General features: G+C 47.0%; 16 protein-coding genes. 14 read left to right on the top strand and 2 right to left on the bottom strand.

The window, feature by feature from the left end:
• The first annotated feature begins 576 nt into the window (after positions 1-576).
• Positions 577-1,587, top strand: a complete 1,011-nt coding sequence (locus tag ACFQ0N_RS10125; RefSeq protein ID WP_379326008.1) for a TRM11 family SAM-dependent methyltransferase — start codon at positions 577-579, stop codon at positions 1,585-1,587.
• 859 nt (positions 1,588-2,446) lie between these two features.
• Here the strand turns inward: ACFQ0N_RS10125 and ACFQ0N_RS10120 are convergent.
• Complete coding sequence (locus ACFQ0N_RS10120) at positions 2,447-3,370, bottom strand: VOC family protein (protein ID WP_379325488.1); 924 nt, start codon at positions 3,368-3,370, stop codon at positions 2,447-2,449.
• A 216-nt stretch (positions 3,371-3,586) separates the two neighbouring features.
• Between ACFQ0N_RS10120 and ACFQ0N_RS10115 the strand changes: the two genes are divergently transcribed.
• Positions 3,587-4,099, top strand: coding sequence for a VOC family protein (locus ACFQ0N_RS10115; RefSeq protein WP_379325486.1), 513 nt, complete (start codon positions 3,587-3,589; stop codon positions 4,097-4,099).
• Between the two features lie 439 nt (positions 4,100-4,538).
• Here ACFQ0N_RS10115 and ACFQ0N_RS10110 read toward each other — a convergent pair whose 3' ends face one another.
• Positions 4,539-5,321 (bottom strand): helix-turn-helix domain-containing protein, encoded by a 783-nt coding sequence (locus tag ACFQ0N_RS10110; RefSeq protein WP_379325484.1) that lies wholly within the window; start codon positions 5,319-5,321, stop codon positions 4,539-4,541.
• Positions 5,322-5,494: 173 nt separating this feature from the next.
• On the opposite strand from ACFQ0N_RS10110, the gene ACFQ0N_RS10105 reads away from it, so the two are divergent.
• The 12 genes from ACFQ0N_RS10105 (at position 5,495) to ACFQ0N_RS10050 (ending at position 23,523) form a co-directional block, all read left to right on the top strand.
• Complete coding sequence (locus ACFQ0N_RS10105) at positions 5,495-6,541, top strand: amidohydrolase family protein (RefSeq protein ID WP_379326006.1); 1,047 nt, start codon at positions 5,495-5,497, stop codon at positions 6,539-6,541.
• A 13-nt stretch (positions 6,542-6,554) separates the two neighbouring features.
• Positions 6,555-6,908: a Rieske (2Fe-2S) protein gene (locus ACFQ0N_RS10100; RefSeq protein ID WP_379325482.1), complete on the top strand. Its 354-nt coding sequence runs from the start codon at positions 6,555-6,557 to the stop codon at positions 6,906-6,908.
• Positions 6,909-7,156: 248 nt separating this feature from the next.
• Entirely contained in the window at positions 7,157-8,077 is a 921-nt protein-coding gene (locus tag ACFQ0N_RS10095) for an AraC family transcriptional regulator (RefSeq protein WP_379325480.1), read from the top strand.
• Between the two features lie 102 nt (positions 8,078-8,179).
• Positions 8,180-9,574: an extracellular solute-binding protein gene (locus ACFQ0N_RS10090; protein ID WP_379325478.1), complete on the top strand. Its 1,395-nt coding sequence runs from the start codon at positions 8,180-8,182 to the stop codon at positions 9,572-9,574.
• A gap of 29 nt (positions 9,575-9,603) precedes the next feature.
• Positions 9,604-12,558, top strand: a complete 2,955-nt coding sequence (locus ACFQ0N_RS10085; protein WP_379325476.1) for an extracellular solute-binding protein — start codon at positions 9,604-9,606, stop codon at positions 12,556-12,558.
• 15 nt (positions 12,559-12,573) lie between these two features.
• Complete coding sequence (locus ACFQ0N_RS10080; RefSeq protein ID WP_379325474.1) at positions 12,574-13,467, top strand: carbohydrate ABC transporter permease; 894 nt, start codon at positions 12,574-12,576, stop codon at positions 13,465-13,467.
• A gap of 5 nt (positions 13,468-13,472) precedes the next feature.
• A complete protein-coding gene (locus ACFQ0N_RS10075; RefSeq protein WP_379325472.1) occupies positions 13,473-14,354 on the top strand; it encodes a carbohydrate ABC transporter permease in 882 nt (293 codons plus the stop codon).
• Positions 14,355-14,371: 17 nt separating this feature from the next.
• Entirely contained in the window at positions 14,372-16,435 is a 2,064-nt protein-coding gene (locus tag ACFQ0N_RS10070; protein ID WP_379325470.1) for a YIP1 family protein, read from the top strand.
• Positions 16,436-16,439: 4 nt separating this feature from the next.
• Positions 16,440-18,983: a DUF5696 domain-containing protein gene (locus ACFQ0N_RS10065; protein ID WP_379325467.1), complete on the top strand. Its 2,544-nt coding sequence runs from the start codon at positions 16,440-16,442 to the stop codon at positions 18,981-18,983.
• Entirely contained in the window at positions 18,980-19,879 is a 900-nt protein-coding gene (locus ACFQ0N_RS10060; RefSeq protein WP_379325465.1) for a carbohydrate ABC transporter permease, read from the top strand. Before ACFQ0N_RS10065 ends, ACFQ0N_RS10060 begins: the two co-directional genes overlap by 4 nt.
• A gap of 76 nt (positions 19,880-19,955) precedes the next feature.
• Positions 19,956-20,855, top strand: a complete 900-nt coding sequence (locus ACFQ0N_RS10055; protein WP_379326004.1) for a carbohydrate ABC transporter permease — start codon at positions 19,956-19,958, stop codon at positions 20,853-20,855.
• Positions 20,856-20,892: 37 nt separating this feature from the next.
• A complete protein-coding gene (locus ACFQ0N_RS10050; RefSeq protein ID WP_379325463.1) occupies positions 20,893-23,523 on the top strand; it encodes a DUF4855 domain-containing protein in 2,631 nt (876 codons plus the stop codon).
• Positions 23,524-23,538: the final 15 nt, after the last annotated feature.

The following is a 23,538-nucleotide window of genomic DNA, read 5'->3' as shown; positions in this document are numbered from 1 at the left end:
AATTGCTGCACGCAGTACAACATTCCTGGGCGTAACCCCCTTTTATAGGCGGAAATGCTGTATGCCGTGCAACAATTTGACGCTTTACCCCTGCACCTCCTGGTCATTGTTGTAAAAAATACACGTCTGTTGATTATCCAAAAAAAGTAATACATAGAGCTCAGCCTTAAACTCAAAACTAACTGGATTTTATGTAGGTATATACGCCAAAAACAGACGATTTTGCAGTCTAACTGGAAATCATCCAGCTAGTTTGGGCCAAATCGAGTCTATCCATCACTAACTCCCATTCTAACTGTAGGTTTTCCATCTAGTCCGGCTATCTAACGAACAAAACATAAAACGACCTGTAGAAAATCCAATTAGTCAGCCAGTATGAATAAATTCCCAGTAAAATAGAGCTACGAACCAAAACCCATATTGTGGTAAACATCGCGTCGAGAGGTTTAACTGATTGGATATTTCTGTGTTGTGATATAATGAAGTCTCGGATAAGTCATATAAATGAATCAAGTCCCTGAGTGGTTTGAACGCTAATGACCGGGCTAGAGCTAGGAAAGAGGTTTACGGTTGAGAATGAATAATGAGTTTATGCGTTACTATGTTTATATGATCGTTTGCCATGAGGATGAGCGAGCGCTTTGTGAAATGGAGCTGCGCAGTCTCCTTGGTGGTGAGCATTCCCTGTCTTCAGCAAGCAATTATGTCCTCAGCTCGCGAGAAATTGAGCCTAGCCGGAGCCCATTTGTCAAAAAGAGGCTCGAGGTTCTGCTCAAGGCAGATGCACTGGGAGAATTGATTGAGCGGGTTGAGGGGCTTGATACACAGGGGAAGAGCTTCAAGGCAGCTCTACTGAATCCGGTGCATGTAGGGGCAGATGGGAAGTGGATCAAGCTGTCAAGCGAGGAAAGGCGGAGCATCGAGCGCGAGGTGGGCAGCCGCATTCAAGGACGTGCTGAGCTTCGCAATCCTGCAGTTGTGTATGGTTTTTTACAACTCGAGGGAAGCTGGTATTTTGGTAAAGTTGAGGAGTCTGTCCCAATTTGGCTGCAACATCAGAATAAGCCAAGACAATATTCAACGGCATTAAGTGCGCGCGTCGCTCGAGCTATTGTCAACATTGCTGTGCCTTGTATCGAGCAGGTCAAGGTAATTGACCCTTGCTGTGGGATAGGTACGGTCTTGCTCGAAGCTCTTTCGATGGGCATCGACATCGTGGGCAATGAGATCAATCCGCTCGCAGCCATTGGAGCACGGGAGAATCTGGCGCATTTTCAGTACAAGAGCATCGTCACATTGGGCGACATGAGATCACTCCAAGGGCACTACGATGTTGTTATTTTGGATATGCCATACAATCTGTGCTCTGTGCTGCCTGATCTGGAAAAGTTGCAGCTATTATCCAGTTCCTGCAGGCTGGCACAGCGGGTGCTTATCGTAACGACTGAGCGAATGGATTCGATCCTTCCACAGGCAGGACTTGAGATTGTCGATCGATGCACGGTAAAAAAGGGGAAATTTGAGCGACATGTGCTTGTATGTATTGCGAGTACTGATCCCCACCCTGTAAGCAGATCGTTGACCTGATCGTATTAGTGTTTTGAAAGCGGTTCATTAGCCGCAGGATCAAGGACTGGCGTTCCTCCAAGCGACTTTTTTGTGCATCCATCCCGTCCCTACGTGGAAAGAGGCGTGGACTCTTTCGGAAGAAGCCACTATGAGGAAACCAATTCCATGGGGCCTGATACGGCCATGGCTGTGGCGGCGGCTGCCGAGAGGCTCTTTGAGCGTGTCAGGAACGGCGAAAGGTAGCATTCAGACATGAGCGAGCCTAGACCAAGTTTGCCATTATCAGAACCATAATCAGTCCTTGACTTTGAGAGGCTTCCATGACAGATCATTCTTGGCCTTGGCTAACTAAATGTAATTTCTGCAGTTCGTTCTTGCATGGTTTGGCTAGAAAGCCAATCTAAATGGAAAAACTGCCGTTAGAATTGGGGAACGAGATGAAAGAGATCGATTTGGTCCGAACTAGCTGCATTATTTTCAGTTAGATTACGAAACATCATCTAATCCGGCTTATTTACCTACATAAAATCCAGTTAGTATGGCGTCAGAGGAAGTCAAGCACTGATTTAAAGGTTGAGCCTGAATAGATAGGTTATAAAAGATTTATAACTGATTAGTCAGATTTTCGCATTTTCGTATGCCGCGGCGCACTCGAACGGAGAACATCAAACGCTGAAAAGCCCTGTCACACAGGGCTTTCAACACAGTGCAACTTCGAACGGAGGAGTACGGCGTCTGTATCTGCCGCTAAAAGTCTTCGTCGAGTTGCTCATCAGCATACAATCAAAACTGACTAGGGCCCCCGAGGCGCAAGGAGCGAAGGTACAGAATCGAGTATAATCTTACATTGGTGTATGGCAAATGCCACCTTGTACGCTCATTCCCCTTGGAATGCTTTTTGCAATTCATCAATGTTGAACTTTTTCATCTTCAAGAACGCCTGCGTGACGCGACTGCGTTGTTCCGGCGTGCCTTTGGTCATCATTTCATCCAGCCGGGCGGGAGAGATCTGCCACGAAACGCCATATTGGTCTTTTAGCCAGCCGCATTGCTCGGCCGCGGGTACGGCGGAAAGCTTTTCCCAATAGTAGTCAATCTCCTCCTGCGTTTCGCAACTGACCAACAAGGAAATCGCCTCGTTGAAGTTAAACGAATGTTCCAGCGCACTGTCCATTGCCGCAAACCAGGTCTTCTCCAAAAGAAAATCGGTGAACATAACCGTTCCTTCTTTGTTTGGCTCTTGTTCGGGTCCATACCGGTGTAAGGCGCCGGGTTTGGCAGTGCGGAACACTGAAAGATAGAACTCGCGGGCCTCTTCCGCTTTGCCGCAGTTGTCGCCCGTGAACATCAAGGAGGGGACAATCGCAGGCGGCGGCTCTTCACCGGGATTCGTCAGCATGAGCTGCCATGAAACACCGTACTTGTCCTGAACCCAGCCATACCGTTCACTGAACGGGTACTTGTCAAGCGGCATAAGCGCGATGCCGCCATCGGACAACTTATTCCACACCTCATTTATTTTATCTCTCGCAATCTTTTCCCGGGACGGGTCGAAATTAACAATGAACGAGATTGAAGGATTGAACTTAAAGAATGGCCCCGCCGAAATAGCCATAAACGGCTGCCCCCGGACGTTGAAAGAAACGAGATCGCAATCGCCTGAAGGCGTATTGTGAAGGGTCGCTGTGCTCGTAATACCGGAATCCGGAAATACGGAGCAATAGAACTCCGCGGCTTCTTTCGCCTCCTTGTCAAACCACAAATGCATGGTAATGGGGTGAATCATTTTTTCATCGCTCATGATAGCTTCCTCCCTTAAAGACATTTGTTATCCAATTATTGTTTGGATGGGACAGAAAGGGGATGTCGTTGTCGCCTTTTTACAATACATCAGAAGCATGTACCCCTATAATGAAGACTAGCAAATGTTAGTCGATTTCACAATACGGAATGCGATGCAAAATCCGGATCAGATCGGCGGCGATTGACATCGACTTTACTAATTGGAGGTATGGAAATGACCAATAATCGAAGCAATGCGGGTGTGACAGGGGAGTATACCAACAATGGGACGCCTAATGGCTACACCGCCCTTACGCCATTTATCGTCGTGAGCAACCCCTCCGAGGCGATCGCCTTTTATGAAACCGTATTTAAGGCAAAGGCGAAAAGTGTGACAGAAATTGGCGATGACGGCAATAAACTTATTGTTCATGCAGATATCGATTTTGGCAACGGATTTTTGCAGCTGGGAGCTGCTAATCCTGCATATCGGTTAGTTTTGCCGCCGGGGGAAGGCAATGCGTGTTATTCTTTAGGAATTTACGTGCCCGATGCAGACCAGACATTTGCACTGGCCGTAGACAACGGAGCAACAGTCAGAGAGCCGCTTGCGAACTTTGTTTCAGGGGATCGATACTGCAGCATCCTGGATCCGTTTGGAATTAGATGGTCGATTATGACTCGAATTGAGGATATTTCCGAGGAAGAAAGTTACCGCAGAGTGGACGAATGGAGCAAGAGCCTGTAAAGTGACAACCGAGTGAGATGTATTCGCATATGGACGATTCAACGAAGAGCAAAATAATAAAATACAAAAAGCCACGTCACAAGGCTTTTCGGCGCAGATGCCTTCAATTACAAAACCCTCACGCGCCACTGACAGTGTAGGGGTAGTCAATGACCATATTTTTACAACATCGAAAAAAGGCTTCTCACAGGTTCGGATTCAAACTTGGTGAGAAGCCTTTTTGTTATCCATTGTATAGACCGGATGAGCTCGTACTCGTCAACATAGAGCGAAGCCTGTATATGGCAATGCGAAGCCGTTGGAGCGGATTGGCGTCAAATCGGAAAGATAGCATAGTTTGATTACGCTCGAGTTCAGTATCATAACCCCTTATATATCAAGGAAAAGGGGATCTCCCGGGATCCCTTTTTATACATGAAAAACAGATGCGCATTCGCTCTTAGGATTGCTTTACCTCTTTGCGATAATAGGAGGGAGATTTTCCGGTATGCTTTTTGAAGATGCGATGGAAGTAGGATTGTTCACAATAACCCAAATGATCGGAGATTTGGGTTACCGTCATTGTCGTCTTTGTCAGCAAATCCTCTGCAATTGCAATTTTTATTTCGTTAATGTATTCGATTGGCGTCTGTCCAAGCACTTGCTTGAACACTTTTGAAATATGATTCGGAGATTTTCCTGCGAATTGGGCAAGGTCCGTAAGCCGTAAAGGTTTGGTATAGTTGTGAAAAATATAATCTTTAATTTTCAAGATCAGCTCTTCTGCCTGTGCAGATATCTTTTCATTATCGGTTTTGCGAAAAGCTATGCCAAGCAGCTCCAATAGAATACCGTCGCATATGAAAGATTGTTTGCTGTAGGTATCGTACCACTGCAAAAGCAGAATGGAGAATCTTTGCCGAAAATAGCCAGTATTTCGCAGCTTCATTTTCAGAAAGCCCTCTGCCGGAATCGCTAATTTGGACAGAGGGATATTAGCGGTAAAATCAAAATGGGCGGCGTATTTTTGATGCGCCCCGCTTTTGTCATTGTGTGCAGCGCGTAAAGTGCCTGCTTGTACAAATAAGACGTCTCCCTTACTCAAGATAACGTCGGTTCCATTTAATTGATAGACTACTTTGCCATGTACGATGTAAATGAGAATATTATGCGGCGCAGGTTCAGCAAGAAACCGCCAATTTTCAATCATATCGTCATAGACGATATTTCGGATCTCCAACATTAGGTTATTCCCCGTTTCGCGTTCGTAGGAAACATGATTTTCTTTTTAAAAATGATTGAATAGTTCAAGTGTGACGCATTAATTCATGGTTCTTTGATTTTGGTTTTATTATAATGGCTATACATTCTTGTGACAACTGTAGGAGGGGGATAGGAAAAATAGTGGCAGAAAAGATGAAAATTATTGATTGTGATGTTCATAATGCTTTAAAGAGCCATCTTGATTTGCTTCCTTACTTGCCAGAGCATTGGAAAAAGCGGGTAATAGATGAAGGGCTCGGTTTAATGTATTCGGGTTATTACTCACCAGTTGGAGTCGGTAGAGCAGATGCAGTGCCAGCCAATGGGGGGCCTGTCGGATCTGATCCGGATTTCATAATCAGCCAGCTTATTGAGCCTTATCATGTAGAATATGCGATCTTAACCGGAAATTTGTTCAGTGTATCCGTCGGACATGACCCTGATTATGCAGCAGCGCTTTCAAGTGCTTATAATGATTTTATGATCGATCACTGGCTGAGCAAGGATCCAAGGTTTAAAGGCTCATTGCTCGTATCCTTCCTGGATCCGCAACTAGCAGCAAGCGAAATCGACAGATTGGGCTCACACCCAGGCATTGTACAGGTTGTATTAAGCAGCGCAACGCGGATGCCGCTGGGACAGAGGTTTTACCACCCGATTTATGAAGCTGCAGAAAGAAATGGGCTGCCGATTGCGATTCATCCCGGTGCAGAGGGAGCAGGACAATCCAATCCCCCTACTGCGGCAGGATATCCGAGCTGGTATATCGAATGGCATACGAATTTGTCTCAAAATTTCATGGCGCAGCTGACAAGTATCGTATGTGAGGGCGTATTCGAGAAATTTCCCAAGTTGAAGTTTGTATTTATCGAAGGCGGAATTGCCTGGCTGCCACACTTGATGTGGAGACTGGACAAAAACTTTACTGCCCTTCGTTCACAGGTGCCATGGCTAAAAAAATTGCCAAGTACATATATTCGTGAGCACTGTCTGTTTACGACACAGCCGATTGAGGAGCCTAAGAAACACAGTCATTTAAAGCAAATATTCGATATGATTGATGCGGAACATGTTCTTATGTACTCCAGCGATTATCCGCATTGGGATTTTGATGCGCCTGATCAAATTTTGCGGTGGTTGACACCAGAAGCACGAGAACGAATTTTCTACTCTAATGCAAAGCAGCTGTACGGCCTCTAGAAAGGGAATTGTTATGAATGTACATTACGTAGCCGAGATTAGCGACTTTACAGCATGCAGTCAAAAGGTCGTAGAGGTTGCCGGCAAATCGATCGTTATTTATCGCATAAAGGATCAGTACTATGCTCTATTGAATAACTGCCCGCATCAAGGGGCGGAGATTTGCAAAGGGCCGGTGGGCGGAACCAACCTGGAATCCGGGGTGTATGAATATAATTACGGCAGGGTTGGTGAAATTGTGCGATGTCCGTGGCATGGTTGGGAATTTGATATTATGACAGGAAAGAGCTTGGTGGAAGGAAAGCCACGGCTGCTCAAATATGAAGTAGTCGTAGAGGATGGGAAGGTTGGCATCGTTAAAAAATAGTAGCCCAGGGCTCTCTTTTTTTGGCTTGAAACGGATGATTATTCCTTTAATTTTATTTGAAAAAAAGAAAATTTCCATTTATTTGTTTTAATGATATTTGTTACCTGTTAAACGGAGCAACATGCTTCTACCTCGGAGGGATAATGTGAGGCGACTTTCCCGGATGATTCTGGCTGTGCGGCGTTGCTATTTCCAGGTGGGACCAGTACACTTTAAGGAAGACACGCTCACCATGGAGGATCATGTGGATGGCAAAGAGGAAACAAGGTTATTATGACCGCGATCAGATTAAGTTTCAATTCGATCATTCATACTTTCACAATCCCCAGCTTCATGAATCTGTACTGCTCTACCAGATTGGCGATGTTAGCTGTGCCGCCGGTTTTGCTACTGGTCCGCATCATCAGTTTTGCTATGAGATTTGCTACGTTGTATCTGGTAAAGGCTCCTTTTCGACGAATGGCCAGACCTATGCCGTACAGGAGAGGGACATCTATTTGAATGTACCGAATGAAGTGCATAATGGCGAGGCAGATCCGACCGATCCCTTTCGATTTTTTTATATCGGGTTCAATTTTGATGATCAGGCAAGAGAGGGATACTCCTTGGCGCATATTCGGGAGCTTTTTGATCATGTGCAGCATCCTGTGGCAGTGGACCGCTTCGACATTGAAGCGCCCTTCGTTCGTCTATTGGATGAGCTTCACAACCTGAACGAATACTCCGCAATTATGATTAATATGTATCTGCACCAAATCATTGTGCTCGCCTACCGCAACTTTGTCGAACAACAACGCCATACCTTAAAATCAACCTCATATGTGCAGATGGATGCGCAGAAGAAAACCGCTTATGAAGTTCTCCAGTTCATCGATGGAAATTTGCTTCATATCTCGGAATTGAGCAAGGTAGCAGAGGAACTGCACTACAGCTATCCTTATTTGTCTCAAATTTTCAAGAAGGAAGTGGGGATGACGATTAAGGAGTATTTCGATCGCAAACGTTTCGAGCAGGCGATTGAATGGCTGAAGCGGGGAGAGATGACGATTACCCTGATTGCAGATCGCCTTCGCTATCAATCGATTCATACCTTTAGCAAAGCATTTCGCAATAAATTTGGCATATCGCCTTCCGAATACCAAGCGTTCCTGCGCAGCAGAAAAAAATGACAAAAGCAGCGCAAAAAAAGTCAAAGTAAGGGAACTGGCAGCTTGTTATGATGTAACTGATCTACCGCGGTTTGAACGAAAAAACATACAGGGGGAAGTAATATGAAGCCAAAGTTTAGTATTGTTGCTTTGCTTATCTTTGTTCTCATGATGGGTCTAATTGGATGCTCCCAGTCCGGCAAGTCGGCCGAACAAAACAATCAGCCTGCCAAGCAGGGAGAGGAAACGGAAAAGCCGGATGGAAATTCTGATGAGAAGTCAAATGAGAAATTAGATGAACAACCAGCTATCGATATGAACGGTGAAACGATTAAAATTTCTCACTGGGTTGACATCACGCCAAAGGCTGGTACTGAGGTTGGAGACCGGATGATCGCCCATCAAAAAATGATCGAAGAAAAATATAATACCAAAATCGAATATATTACGATTCCCTGGGGAGAAGAGACGATCAACAAGCTGACTGCAGCGGGACTATCCGGCGAGCCTGTGGCTGACATCGTACGCTTGGAGGTCCCTTGGGCGCTTGGTTTTATGAAGAGCGGTATTGTACAACCGCTGGACAATATTTTTGACTTCAACGATCCGAAATGGCCTGCCAGCTTGAAGCAGATGGGCAGTTTTGAAGGCAAAGTATACGGTTTCTCTGAGGATAACATGATGAATGCATCGGGTATTTTCTACAATAAAGCCATTCTCGAGCGTGAAGGCTTCCCTGATCTGGCGGAGCTGCAGAAAAAAGGCGAGTGGACATGGGATAAATTTCTGGAAATCGCCAAAAAAACGACAAAAGATACAGACGGTGACGGCAAAAACGATCAATATGGCTTCGCAGCAAGCGCTAACGTTTTGGCGAAAGGTCTGATCTATTCCAACAAGGGTACAATCGTGGAGACGGTAGACGGCAAGCCAACCTTCACCGGTACGAATGAGAATACATTGGAAGCGTTGCGTTTTATGGGAGATTTATACAACGTGCACAAAGTGATGAAGCCAAACGAGACGAATGCATGGGATGATTACATCACTTCGTTTAACACAGGCAAAGTAGCCATGACTCATGGCGACATCTGGGAAGGCGCGGATCGTAAAGCCAATATGGCGGATGATTTCGGCTTTGTAGCTTTTCCGAAAGGTCCTAAAGCAGACAGCTACACCAATGCGCTAGTAAATATTAACTTGTGGTACATGCCTGCAAATGTTAAGCGCGCTGCTGATGTGGCTCACATCTGGCAGGAGCTGGTTCTGTGGGATACGCTTGATACAAAGCATGAAGAATTTGCTGAATCCAATCTGAAATCAGAAGCTGAGGTTGAAATGGCGCTCGAAATGATGAAAAATCCGGTTCCTGTTTTATACGGATCCTACCCGAATGTAGACTGGCAAATTCATAACGCTTGGACAGCCATTACGACTGGGGAGCAAACGGCAGAGGTGGCCATGGAATCGATTAAGCAGTCTGTACAAGGCTCAATCGATGAGGCGATGAAAAAGTAAAGAGGCAGCACAATGAGGAGGCTCCATTAGTGGCTGGAGGGCAGCCATTAATGGAAGCGCTTCTCTTATTGCACTCCTTGGGGAGCGAGGGGAACAACTTGAAGGTAAACAACGTAACGAGGTCTTCAATACGTAAAACAACCGTTACGATCGCAATCGGAGGCATTGTATTACTATTGCTTGGCGCGGCATCGATGCTGTACGGCAAGGGCCAGGGCAATTCCGCAAAATGGTTGTCGGCTGTTGCCAATGCGCAAGAACAAGACATGTGGCTTGAAGAAGGAAAGTACAGCGATTATATTCATCGGTACATCGGGAAGGAGCAGCCAAAGCGGACCATCAAGCTTGGTGCGGAGCAGGTTACGGCCAGCGAAGGGGCCCAAATACTTTCAAACTTTGAGCAAGCAGACGGCCAGGTAATTCAAACGGATGAAAATGGGTATGTTTCGTGGGAAATCGATGTGCCGGAATCAGGCTTGTATAACATGAGCATGAAGTATTATCCCGTTGCAGGCAACAGCGCAGCAATTGAAAGGGAATTAAGGATTAATGGCAAGACTCCTTTTGTAGAAGCGAAGAAGCTTACCTTTACGAGAGTATGGGAAAATAAAGGACCGATCGAGAGGGCTAACCGCGGCAATGATTTGCGTCCTTCGCAGATCGAAAGTCCGCAATGGCAAGAAGCTATATTTAAAGATCGCGACAGCAGCTACTCGAAGCCCTATCAGTTTTATTTCGAAAAAGGCCTTAATCAGGTGCAGCTTATGTCTGTCAGAGAGCCGCTTGTTATTGCGTATGTGCAGCTGCATCAGGAGGATGTGCCTCCATCCTATGCTGAGCTGGAAGAGCAATATCGCTTGAAGCAGTATACCCCTGTCAAGGATGCTCAAGTAAAAATTCAAGGCGAAGATGCCCGCTACAAATCAGATCCTACCTTATATCCAATTATGGACCGGACTAGTCCGACTACTGAGCCTTACCATCCATCAAAAATCCGTTTGAATACAATCGGGGGTATGAATTGGAATACAGCCGGGCAGTGGATGGAATGGGAAGTGGAAGTCCCGCAAGAGGGGCTGTACGAACTTGTATTCAAATACAGACAAAATCTGCTGCGGGGATTAAACGTGTCAAGAAGATTGACCATCGACGGAGCTGTTCCATTCAAAGAGGCGGAGAATCTTTCTTTCGGTTACGATGCAAATTGGCAGATGGGCGTGTTAGGTCAGGAAGAAAAGCCGTTTCTGCTCTATTTCACGAAAGGCAAGCATTCCATTAAGATGGAAGTGACGTTAGGAGAGCTGTCGGAGACCGTTCCTTACGTAGAGTCGAGTATTTTAGGGCTTAACCAAATCTATCAAAAAATTGTTATGGTAACCGGCGCAGTCCCTGATCCTTATCGCGATTATCATTTGGAAAAGCTGATTCCGGATCTTTCAGAGCAGTTCCGCAGCCAAAGCGAGCGGTTAAATGAAGTTCTGGACAGACTGGAGAAAATCGCCAAGGGCGGAAGTGATAACGCCGCTGTCATTAAAACGGTTGCCTATCAATTGAATGATCTGGCTGACCATCCGGAATCGATCATTAAAAGGCTGGAGCAATTTAAAGCGAACTCGGGCGCGCTTGGGACATGGCTGCTGCAAATGAAGAGCCAGCCTCTGGAAATAGATTATATGCTGCTTTCATCTGCAGATGCCGAGCTCCCGGAGGTTAGCCCGTCTTTGCCGCAGTCGCTGAAGCACCATGTGTTGTCGTTTATGGGCTCCTTTGTAGAGGATTACAGCAATGTAGGCAATGTGGACGAGCAGACCGGCGCTTTGGAGGTATGGATTAACGAGGGGCGCGATCAGGCGCAAATTTTGAAAACGATGATTGAGTCTGACTTTACGGCCAAAACGAACATTCATGTCAATTTGCGGGTCGTTGATCCCGCCGTATTATTATCTGCGACACTTGCAGGCAGAGGCCCGGATATTGCTTTAAATGAGGTTAACGCTGTTGATCTTGCGATGCGTAACGCATTGGAGGATCTATCCCAATATCCCGGCTTTGATGAGGTGAGCAAACGATTCAGAGAGAGTGCGTTCACGCCATTTCAGTTTGAGAATGGAATCTATGCGCTTCCGGAAAAACAAATCTACCCGATGATGTTCTACCGCAAGGATATTTTGCAGGAGCTTGGGCTGAAGGTGCCTCAAACCTGGGAGGATCTGTATGCCATTATTCCGGTTTTAAAGAAAAAGCATTTAGATCTGGCGATGACGCCGAATGTCATTATGGAGATGCTGCTGTTCCAGAATGGGGGCCAGTATTACAGAGATGGCGGCAAAGCGACGGATCTTGATTCGGAAATCGGCGTTCAGGCGTTCAGCAAGTGGACGGAGCTGTATACCAACTACAAGCTGCCGCAGGCATTTGATTTTAATAACCGGTTCCGTCTGGGAGAAATGCCGATCGGGATTGCGGATTACACGGCCTATAATCAATTGATGGTATTTGCTCCGGAAATTCGCGGTCTGTGGGATTTTGCGCCAGTACCGGGCATGAAGGGCGAGAATGGACAGATTCACCGCGAGACGGGCGCAAGTACAGCGGGGGCGATCATGTTCCGCAAGACAGCCAACAAGCTGGACGCTTGGGAATTTATGAAATGGTGGACGAGCAAGGAGTCACAGCTTACGTTCGGCAGAGAGATGGAGTCCCTTATGGGCGCATCGGCCCGCTACCCGACAGCAAATCTGGAGGCGCTTCAGGAATTGCCTTGGAGCTCCGAGGATTATGTCAAGCTGGAGGAGCAAGGAAACTGGGTGCAGGGCATTCCGAATGTACCGGGCGGCTATTTCACGGCCCGTCACTTGAACAATGCATTCTTCGAAGTGCTGCTTAGCGGCAGCGATCCGCGAGAGACGATTGAAGAATATGCCAATACGATCAATATGGAAATTGCGATTAAGAGGAAGGAATTTAATCTTCCTACGGAATAGTGAGGCAGAGGCTTGATGAATCGATTAATGAAGCAGATCCGGGCAAACCGTCAACTATATGCAATGCTTGCTCCCTACTATTTGATTTTTTTTGTATTTACGCTGCTGCCGGTGCTGATGTCTATCGTTATCAGCTTCACAAACTTTAATATGCTGGAATTTCCAAAGTGGGTCGGCTTGCAAAACTACGCCAGGTTGTTTGTGACAGATGACGTTTTCCTCATTGCCATGAAAAACACCTTTTTATTTGCGGCCATTACAGGACCCATAAGCTTTATGGCTTGTTTTATTTTGGCTTGGCTGATTAATGAGCTTAGCCCTAAAATGCGGGCGGTTGCCACGCTGATTTTCTATGCGCCTTCCTTGTCCGGCAGCGCATTTGTCGTGTGGCAGCTCATGTTCTCTAATGATGCTTATGGCTTCATTAACTCCTTCCTGCTGAAATACCGCATTATTTTGGAGCCGATCATGTGGCTGGCCGATCCGAAGTATATTCTCGGCATTGTGATCGTGGTCCAGCTGTGGCTAAGCCTGGGGACAAGCTTCCTGGCCTTTATTGCCGGCTTGCAAGGAATTGACAAGTCATTAATTGAGGCCGGCGCGATTGACGGTGTACGCAATCGATGGCAGGAGCTATGGTATATCGTATTGCCATCCATGAGACCGCAGCTTCTTTTCGGTGCGGTTATTCAAATAACGGCGTCTTTTGCCGTTGCTGAAGTTGCCATTCGAATAGCCGGCTTTCCTAGCGTCCAATATGCTGCGCATACAATCGTTACCCATTTGATGGATTACGGTTCTATCCGGTATGAGATGGGCTACGCCTCCGCCATTGCAACCGTATTGTTTGTGATGATGCTGGGTACGAATCTGGCCGTGCAGAAGTTTCTCAGGAAAGTCGGTGAATAAAACAGATGAAGTTCAGGCTTCGCAAACAAAAGAAAATCAATCGCTCAAGATTCGTTGACTTTCTGCTGATGGCGCTGTTGTTTACAGTCGGCGCATTTATGGTATTGCCGCTTCTATTTGTGATAAGCAATGCCTTCAAGCCGCTCGATGAGGTGTTTTTGTATCCGCCCAAGTTTTTTGTAAGGCATCCTACGCTAAACAACTTTGTCGATTTGTATCATTTGCTGTCAGCGTCGTGGATTCCGTTCACCCGTTACTTGTTTAATACGTTTTTTATTACCGCAGCAGGCACGGCGGGACATATTTTTATTGCCTCAATGGCCGCTTATCCTTTGGCCAAACGAAAGTTTCCGGGCAAAAACATTTTATTTTCGATCGTCGTCATGTCATTGATGTTTTCAACACAAGTTACGGCGATCCCTAACTTTATGACCATGTCCTGGTTAAACCTGATTGACACTTATTGGGCCATTATTGTCCCGGCCTTCGGGATGTCTCTTGGCTTGTATTTAATGAAGCAGTTCATGGAGCAAATTCCGGATGCGCTGCTGGAGGCGGCTCAGCTTGACGGCTGCAGCGAATTCCGGATTTATTGGTCTATTGTAATGCCTAATGTGAAACCGGCTTGGTTGACCTTAACGATATTTTCCTTTCAAAGCCTGTGGATGATCAGTAATGAGGGAGCTTCGCCAGGGCGGCTTTATCTTTATAGCGAGCAGTTGAAAACGATCGATTATGCGATGGGACAAATTCTTGCCGGAGGAATTGCGCGTGTAGGTCCTTCGATGGCGGCAACGCTTATTTTGATCTCTGTACCGATTCTAATCTTTGTGTTCGCACAGAGCAGAATTATTGAAACGATGTCCACTTCCGGGATGAAGGAATAAGAGGTGAATTTAACTACATGAAACGAGTTGGGAGCATACTGCTTTTATTGGTTGTCATGCTCGCCGGAATGAATAATACCGTAGCCCTTGCCAGTACCCCCATGTATCAAGGCTATAATTATTCTTACTGGGGAGAGGCAGAGCCAGCACCGCTTCCTTATTTGCCGGCAAGTGTCATCCGCGGAGATCAAACGAAGGCAGGCGCCTGGCAGTCTCCGGAAGACTTTTATACGATGGGCAAGCGGCTTTATGTATTGGATACGGGCAACAATCGCGTCATCATCATGAACCATGCCGGAGAGGTTCAATTCGTTATCGATCACTTTATGAATAACGGAGTGAAGGATACGTTTAATGGTCCGCAAGGCATATTTGTAGATGAAGCTTTCAATCTGTACGTTGCAGATACATTAAACAAGAGGATCGTCATTCTTTCTCCGGAAGGCGAATTGAAGCAAATTGTCGGACCGCCGGAATCGGAAATGTTGAAGCAGGGTTTTCAATACGTACCCATCAAGGTGACGGTGGATCATGCTAAACGTTTGTATGTGGTAAGTAAAGGTACATTTGAAGGCATTATCGTCTTCGATGAAAGCGGCAGTTTTACTAATTTTATCGGGCAAAACCCCGTCAAGTTTGATGCGGCCGATCTATTTTGGAAGCAAATTTCGACCAAAGAGCAGCAGGATAAGATGATCCAGTTTATTCCGGTAGAATTTAACAATGTAGGTATTGATGATGAAGGCTTTATTTATGCTACAGTAGCTGATCCGGGCTCGGAGAAGCCGGTCAAAAGATTGAATCCTTCTGGTGACGATGTGCTGCGCCGCTGGGGGAATTTTTCTCCTGAGGGGGATATTCAGTACGCCAAAACCGGCAGTATGGCGGGGAAATCTGCTTTTGCAGCGGTAGAGGTGGAGAGTGACGGGATTTATAGTGTGCTGGATTCCAGAAGGGGAAGAATCTTCACGTATGACAGAGACGGCAATTTCATGTATCAGTTCGGCCAGCTCGGCAATCGGGCAGGTACATTCAAAATTCCCGTTGCTATTCATATGTGGGAAGATAAAATGCTTGTACTGGATAAAGAGCTTAATCAAATCACCGTATTTGAGCTAACCCGCTATGGCCGGCTTATCAAGACAGGTGTAACGGCGTACAATCGGGGCGAGCATGAGATTGCCGCCGAGGCATGGAAGGAAGCGCAGCGCATGAATGCCAATTTGGAGCTTGCTTATATCGGCATCGGTAAAACCGAGCTTAAGGAAGGCGCCAATCAGGCAGCGATGGAAAGCTACCAGCTCGGAAATAGCAAACCGCTTTACTCCAAAGCATTCGAACGCTTCCGCAAGGCATATATGATGGAGCATTTCACCATGATTGTTGCCGGCCTGTTTGCAGTCCTGGCAATCGTCATCTTCCTGGCCAGAAGGCTCGGAAAAACAGAGGTTGATGATTATGGCGTACTGCGTTACAGCATCTACAATGCGTTTCATCCCTTTAAAGGCTTCTGGGAATTGAAGTATGAGAAGCGAGGAAGACTTTGGTTCGTTTTTGCATTACTTGGCGTGCTGACGCTCACTTTTATTGTCAAGCGTCAATATGCCGGCTTCGTTGTGAACTACAATCAGACCGACAAGCTCAACAGTCTGATGGAAGTGCTGTACGTACTGCTGCCGTTCTTCCTATGGTGTGTTGCTAACTGGGCGCTGACCACGCTGATGGAAGGCGAAGGGACATTCAGGGACATCCTGATGGCGACGGGCTATGCCTTAATTCCAGTGCTCGTCATCTATATTCCGCAAATTTTGTTCAGCCAAGTCATTACGGAGCAGGAAGCAGCCTTCTATTATTTCTTTGAAACAGCAGCTTATGTATGGTCCGCGGGCCTGCTCTTTGTAGGGATGATGACTATTCATCAATATTCCGCCTCCAAAACGATATTGACCATGCTGCTGACCCTGCTTGTGATGGGGATTATCATTTTCCTAGGTTTGCTGTTCTTCACCTTTATACAGCAAATCATAAACTTTGTTACAACCATTTATGAAGAAGTTGCTTACAGGCTTCAGGGGGGATGAAGAAATGAAACGGTTATTCCAATCTATACTAGCTGCTGCGCTGGCAGGCTTTTTGCTGCAGGCGGCATCCCAGCCTGCCGGGTGGTCAAGCCTCTCTGCTGCTGGCGCTGAACAGCCGGTGTCCATACCCCCTGCGGCGAAAGAGGAGCAGGAAGCCTTGTCCCCCGGCATGGAGCTTGTTGCGGAGCAAGGCGAGCTTCAGCTATTTCTAAACCATGAAACGACAGAAATTGCCGTTAAAAATACGAGAAGCAAGCAAATGTGGTTCTCCAACCCGCCGCAGGCAGCTAAGGACCCGATCGCAACTCCGTATCACCAGGGGAAGCTGATGTCCCAATTATCGCTGACCTACGTGACAAAGACGGGGCAGGAGAAGGAATATGACAGCTATCATGACAGTGTAGCGTTAAAGCAATTTGAAATCGCAAAACTGGCCGATGGCGTGCGGGTTGTATACACGCTGGGGAAAATGGAACGCGGCATTGAAGCTGTGCCGGCCAAGGTCAGCAAGGACCGCTTCGAAGGTATATTAGAGAGGCTTACAGAGGACAAGGATAAGGCAGAGCTCAAGAAGCGCTTCAGATTTGTGGAGGATAAGCAAATTTATGAGCGCCGGGATATCGCCGATTTTGTTCTCGCGAAGGTCATTTCCATACTGGATAAAGCGGGCTATTCCGAAGAGGATCTGAAAACGGATAATGAGCAAAACAATATTGCCGCTGAGGAGAGCGGTCAAGCCTCCCAGTTTACCATTCCGCTCGAGTATCGCTTGGCCAATAATCAGCTTAGGGTGACAATTCCGGCGTCAGAAATCCGCCAAACAGGAGATACCTATTTGTTGTCCGTCTCCTTGCTGGAATACTTCGGAGCAGCGGGAAAGAGCGAAGAGGGCTATATGTTCGTGCCTGACGGCTCAGGCGCGCTGATCCGTTTGAATAATAATAAGCTCTATGCGGAAGCGGCTTATATACCGCTTTACGGGGAGGACAAGCTCCTTACCAGGGAGGAGAAATTAACAACCAATATCGCCGCGCGCATGCCTGTATTCGGGATGAAGAAAGGGAATGATGCCTTCATTGCCATGATTCAAGAGGGGGATGCCATTGCGGCCGTTCAAGCGGATATTAGCGGAAGAGTAAATAGCTACAATGCGGTTTTCAGCAGTTTTTTGTTAACGAATAAAGATACGGTAACCTTGCGCGGCGGGGAACGGACCAATTCCTCGACGCTGTTCCAGAAGAAGATGCATCAGGGGAATCTGACGGTAGCCTACGGCTTTCTATCCGGCGGCAAGGCCAATTATTCCGGAATGGCGCAATACTATCAGGCCGAGCTGGTCAGCAAGAACAAGATGAAAAGGCTTGATGTGCAGTCGCAGGCAGATATGCCTTTCTTTCTGGAGCTGATCGGCGGCGTAAGTGCCACTAAAAGATGGCTTGGCATCCCTTACAAGACAGTCCAGCCCTTGACGACCTATGAGCAAATGAAAGAGATTGTTCAGCAGTTGAAGGCTTCCGGGGTGAGCCATATGAAGGTGGGATTAAACGGCTGGTTTAATCAAGGGGTAGAGCACACCCTGCCGCATAAAATCAAGCTGGACAGCCAATTGGGCGGCAAAAAGCAATTTCAGGAGCTTCAGCATTTTCTGGAGCAAAATGAAATCGGCTTTTATCCTGAGGCGGCTTTTTTGGATGTATACAGCAGCGGGAGCGGCTTAAAGGTTAGCGACGATGCAGCGCAAACGATAGCGAACAAGCCAGCTAAGCTGTATGCCTATAATCCGGCGACCCTTTTATTTGATCGGGATCGTTTTTCTCATTATGTGCTGTCCCCATCCAAGCTGCCGTCTGTCGTCGATCGTTTTCTGGCACAGTATCAGAAGCTGGGGGCTGCCGGTTTAACGTTGCGGGATATGGCCGATGAAATAAACGCCGATTATAGAGCCAAAAAGCTGTATGACCGCCAGGGGGCTGCAGAAGTTATCGAGCAGGAACTGGCCAAAATCCAAGGCCGGATAACAGATCTTACGGTTCGCGGAGGCAATGCCTATACGCTGCCGTATGCTTCAACGATTCTGAACGCACCCATGACAAGCAATCAGTTTATGATCGAGGATGATCCCGTTCCTTTCTATCAAATGGTGATTAGCGGCTATATCGACTACGCGGGAGAGCCGTTTAATCTGGCTTTGAATCAGGATTATAACTATAATCTGCTTCGCGCAATCGAGACGGGCTCTATCGTTTACTATCAATGGATGTATGAGAAGCCGTCCTCACTTAAGGGAACCTCGTTTAATTCCTTATACTCCAACTATTATGCGGACTGGATGGAGGAAGCCGTTGCGATGTATCAAGAGGTTAACGAGGCGCTTAAGCCTATGAGAGGCCAAAGAATGATTGCTCATGAGCAGGTAGCCCCTAACGTCTACAAGACTGTCTATGAGAACGGCATTGCATCGGTTGTGAATTTCAATGATGAGGCTGTTACCGTAGAGAAACGGATCATTGACGCAAAGAGCTATTGGGTTGGGAGGAATAAGGAATGAAGTCAAAAGGTTTTACTTTAGAGCAAAAAAAATCATTCCTTGGCATCCTATTTGTAACCCCTTGGTTGATCGGATTCATATTTTTGTTTGCCGTTCCGATGTTTCAGTCCTTTCAGTTCAGCTTGAGCAAGCTGACAGTTACACAGGACGGTTTCTCGCTCACCGGCTTGGGATGGGAGAACTATCGTTCCGCCGTTTTATCCCATGCTACGTATAACAGGGTGTTGACGGAATCGGTTGTCAATATGGCGCTCAACGTACCGTTGATCATTATTTTCAGTCTATTTTCCGCGGTATTGCTGAATCAGAAGTTTCGCGGCAGAGCATTGGCAAGAGCGATTTTCTTCCTGCCGGTCATTCTCGCCTCGGGTGTTATTGCAAATTTGGATGCCAATGACTATATGGCTCAAGTGATTGGCGCAAGCAGTCCGGATACGAGCTCCAGCTTTAATCTGATGAGGAATATGAACATCATAGAGCTTCTGCTTGAATCCGGCATGAGTCCTGCGGTAGTAGGCTACCTGCTGGGAGCCGTTAATCGCATTTACGAGATTATTAGCGCCTCAGGAGTTCAGATTCTTATTTTCCTGGCCGGTCTGCAATCGATCTCGCCGACATTGTATGAAGCGTCCAAGATTGAAGGCGCAACAGGCTACGAATCATTCTGGAAAATTACGTTTCCGATGATGTCGCCGCTAATATTGACCAATGTCTTGTATACGATTATCGACTCCTTTCTGAATAATAAAATGACGACACTGCTGTATGACACGGCGTTTAAAAACCATGATTTTGGTTTGAGCGCAGCCATGTCATGGATTTATTTTATCGTGATCGCCATGATCTTGGTTGTTACCACCTATGTGCTGTCAAAAAGAGTATCCTACCAGGATTAACAGTGAAAGTTGGTGAAGCATGAGACGCTTGCTATCAGTAAATAAAGACCGGCTGCGCTTTTACCGCGCGGGAAGAATGCTGCAATCCGGGATCTGGTCGATCGTTCGTATGGTGATGATCGTCGGCATCTGTTTTGCCATTATTTATCCCATTCTGGTCAAAATTTCGGTTTCGCTGAAAAGCCGGTCAGATATCTTTGATCCAACCGTTGTCTGGATTCCCAGAAATATCACCTTGGACAATATTCGCGTCGTGATTGATCATATGTCCTACTGGGTTTCTTTGCTCAATTCGGTGGTATTGTCAAGTACGACAACCGTGCTTCAGGTAGCCTCCTGCGCACTGGCCGGATATGCGTTTGCGCGGCTGAAGTTTAAGGGGAGCGGTATTCTTTTTACGTTCGTCATCTTCACGATTATGATTCCGCCGCAAACGATTATGATTCCGAACTATTTGAATTATCGTTTCTTTGATTTCTTTGGTTTGATCGGCTGGCTGACAGGAAGCAAGGGAATTAATTTGCTGGACAGCTATTGGCCGTTTATTTTGTCCTCCGCATTAGCTATGGGACTGAAGAACGGGTTGTATATTTTTATTTTCAGACAGTTTTTCCGTTCTTTGCCCAAAGAAATTGAAGAGGCAGCTTACGTGGACGGGGCGGGCGCATTTAAAACCTTCTACCGGGTGATGCTCCCTAATGCCGTACCGGCAGCGATTACGGTTCTGTTATTTTCGTTTGTATGGCAGTGGAATGATATTTTCTATGTCTCCCAATATTTATCATCCACCAAGGTACTATCCTTGCAGCTGGTTATTATGCCGAACTCAATCCGGTGGATTACCATGGACCCGCTGTATTCCTCAATTTTGACGAATGCGGGTGCGCTGCTCGTGATGCTGCCGCTGATCATTATGTATTTTTTTGTACAGAGATATTTTGTGGAAGGTGTAGAGCGTACCGGCTTGGTGGGGTAGGTAAGATGACAATGAATAAACTAAAGGATGCGATTATATGAACAAAACGTACTTAACCGCATTAGTCATTCTATTAGTAACGATGATGTCATTTCAGCAAAGTTCGGTGATCTATGCAAGCGGACAGCTTGTTAATCTGGCGCAAGGCAAGCCGTATAGCATTTCGGTGAAAAGCCCCAATCAATCGAAGCAAAATCAAGAAGCAAGCTATCCGGATACAGGCGGTGCCGAATTAACCGATGGTCTGCTGGCTTCCTCCAATAATTTCTGGGATCCCCGTTATACCGGCTGGTACAAACAGGGGGAACGAACCGTAACGATCGACTTGCAAAGTGCCAATTTCATTCATGGCATTCACATTCATTTGCTTCAGGACCCTGCATCCGGTGTGCATTTTCCCGGGAAATTGACATTCGAGGTTTCAAACGATGGAACAGTATGGACAGGTGCCGGGCATGTATCGCCTGTACAAACCAATCAGTTGAAGGCAGATTGGTTTGTACTGTCCGGTCTCAAGGAGCCTGGACGATATGTTCGCATCCATATCCCTGTAAACATGTGGGTGTTTACCGATGAAATCCAGGTATGGGGAATTAACAGCTTGTCCGAGGTGAATGTCGCTTATGGCAAGTCTTATTCGACGACAGCATCAGTGCCGAACGGAGGCGATGCGGCGACCGAGGCCGCCTATGCGGACAACTCTTCCAAGCTTACGAACGGCACGCAAGGAAGTGATGCCAATCCTTTCGATCCTGCCTATGCAGGCTGGTATAAGCAAGGGCAGCGAACCATTGTAGTAGACCTTGAGCGCAATGCTGCTATTAAGAAGGCGCAAATGCGCTTTATCCAAAATGGGGAAAACGGTATATATTTTCCGGAATGGGTGAGATTCGAGCTGTCGGATGACGGTCAAGGCTGGTCACTGGCAGGCGAGGTGCCCAGCGCTGTGCCTGCGGCGCAGCCGGGAACGCATGTACAATGGTTTTCCCAAGACATCGCTAATGTAAAGGCCCGATATTTAAAAATCACTTTTCCCGTAAACATATGGGTGTTCAGCGATGAAATCAGGATCATCGGTTTTGCAGGGCAAGAAGAAAAGCTCTCCTCCTCAAAGCCGTATACGATCAGCGCTACTTTTCCCGACAGTCTTTTGACGGCAGATGAAGGCGGCTACCCGGATGCCGGCGGAGAGTTGACCAATGGCGTGCTTGGAAGCAGCACGTTATCTGATCCGGCCTGGCAAGGCTGGCTTAGACAGGATATGAGACATATTACGCTTGATCTGCAAAACGAAAGCACCGTCCATCAGATTCGTATGCGTTTTTTTCAGAATAAGGGAGCTTCGATTGTATTTCCTGAATATGTTCGCTATGACATCTCCCATGACAAGATCAATTGGCGAACTTTAGGTGAAGTGCCTACGGGCATATACCGCAGCGAGCCGGGAGCGTTAACACAATGGTTTACGCTGGACAATTTAAATGATTCCGGCCGTTATATACGTGCAGTGGTGCCTTCAGGTGTATGGGTGTTTGCAGATGAGCTGGAGGTCTATGGCGGTTATGGGGTGCATGAAGGCTCGACTCCTGCGGGCGGTACCCCCGATGTTCAGGCGGATAAAGGATATCCGGCCGGGAATATGAGACAACTGCTGGTGTATGCAGGACACTATCCGCAAGACCCGTCCTTCGCGACATGGACGCAGGAGCATTTTCGGCGTTACGCGGGTTATGTAAATACGAATGGCGATATTGTGGATACGATGTTCAACAGCTTCCTGTTCCTGCCGGCGGAAATAACGGCACCTTCGGGAAGACGCTTCGATGAATCCGGTACGCCATCCAACAAAGAAGATTGGGACTACATGCTAGACCGCTTCTTTGCCGTGAATCAGCAGATCGACGCCTTGAACAAGGCGGTAGGCGAAGTAAGGCAGGCGACAGGTCAATCCGGCTTCAAGCCAACGGTATATATCACGATTCCATACCCTTCGCCGGAGCAAACGCGGTGGGGAGACATTAACAATGATGGCGTGATCAATGACGCTGACAGCTTTGGCTCCGGGACGGACCGGCAGACGGCTCTCAATAACAGGAAAGCGGCAGTGAAGCAGTTCATTGATGAAGTCATTCTTCGCTTCAACAGCGGCGGCTATGAAAAGCTGCAGCTTGAGGGCTTTTACTGGGTGGCAGAATCGATTCCGCACAGCAAAAGCCCGGATGAATTGACCATTTTGCAGGAGATCGGGCAAGAGGTAAGGAGCCGCGGGCTGAAGCTGGAGTGGATTCCTTATCATCAGGCCGAAGGATTCAGGGACTGGGATAAGAATGCGGTTGACTTTGCCTTTATGCAGCCAAACTATATGTTCACCAATTCTCTGCCTTCCCGTATTGGCGAGACGGCCAAGCTTGCAAAACGCTACGGCATGGGTGTTGAGATGGAGCTGGACGGCTATGTCTCGATGTATCAGGAGCATAGAAACAAGTACTATCAATACTTGAACGGCGGCGTTACCTACGGCTATATGACGCAGTCAAAAGTAGCCTGGTACGATTGGATCAAGACGCTGTACAGCGCATCAAGCTCGATTTATTTAGATGTGCGGGAAGTGTATGACGCAACTTACCGCTTTATAAAAGGCACCTATACGGTGAAGCCAATTCCATAAAAGGAGATATGCATT

This window comes from Paenibacillus sp. GCM10027626, from assembly GCF_042676285.1.
Classification (GTDB): domain Bacteria; phylum Bacillota; class Bacilli; order Paenibacillales; family Paenibacillaceae; genus Paenibacillus_Z.
The sequence above is the reverse complement of the archived record's forward strand: the minus strand, read 5'-3'. Positions and strand labels throughout refer to the sequence as shown.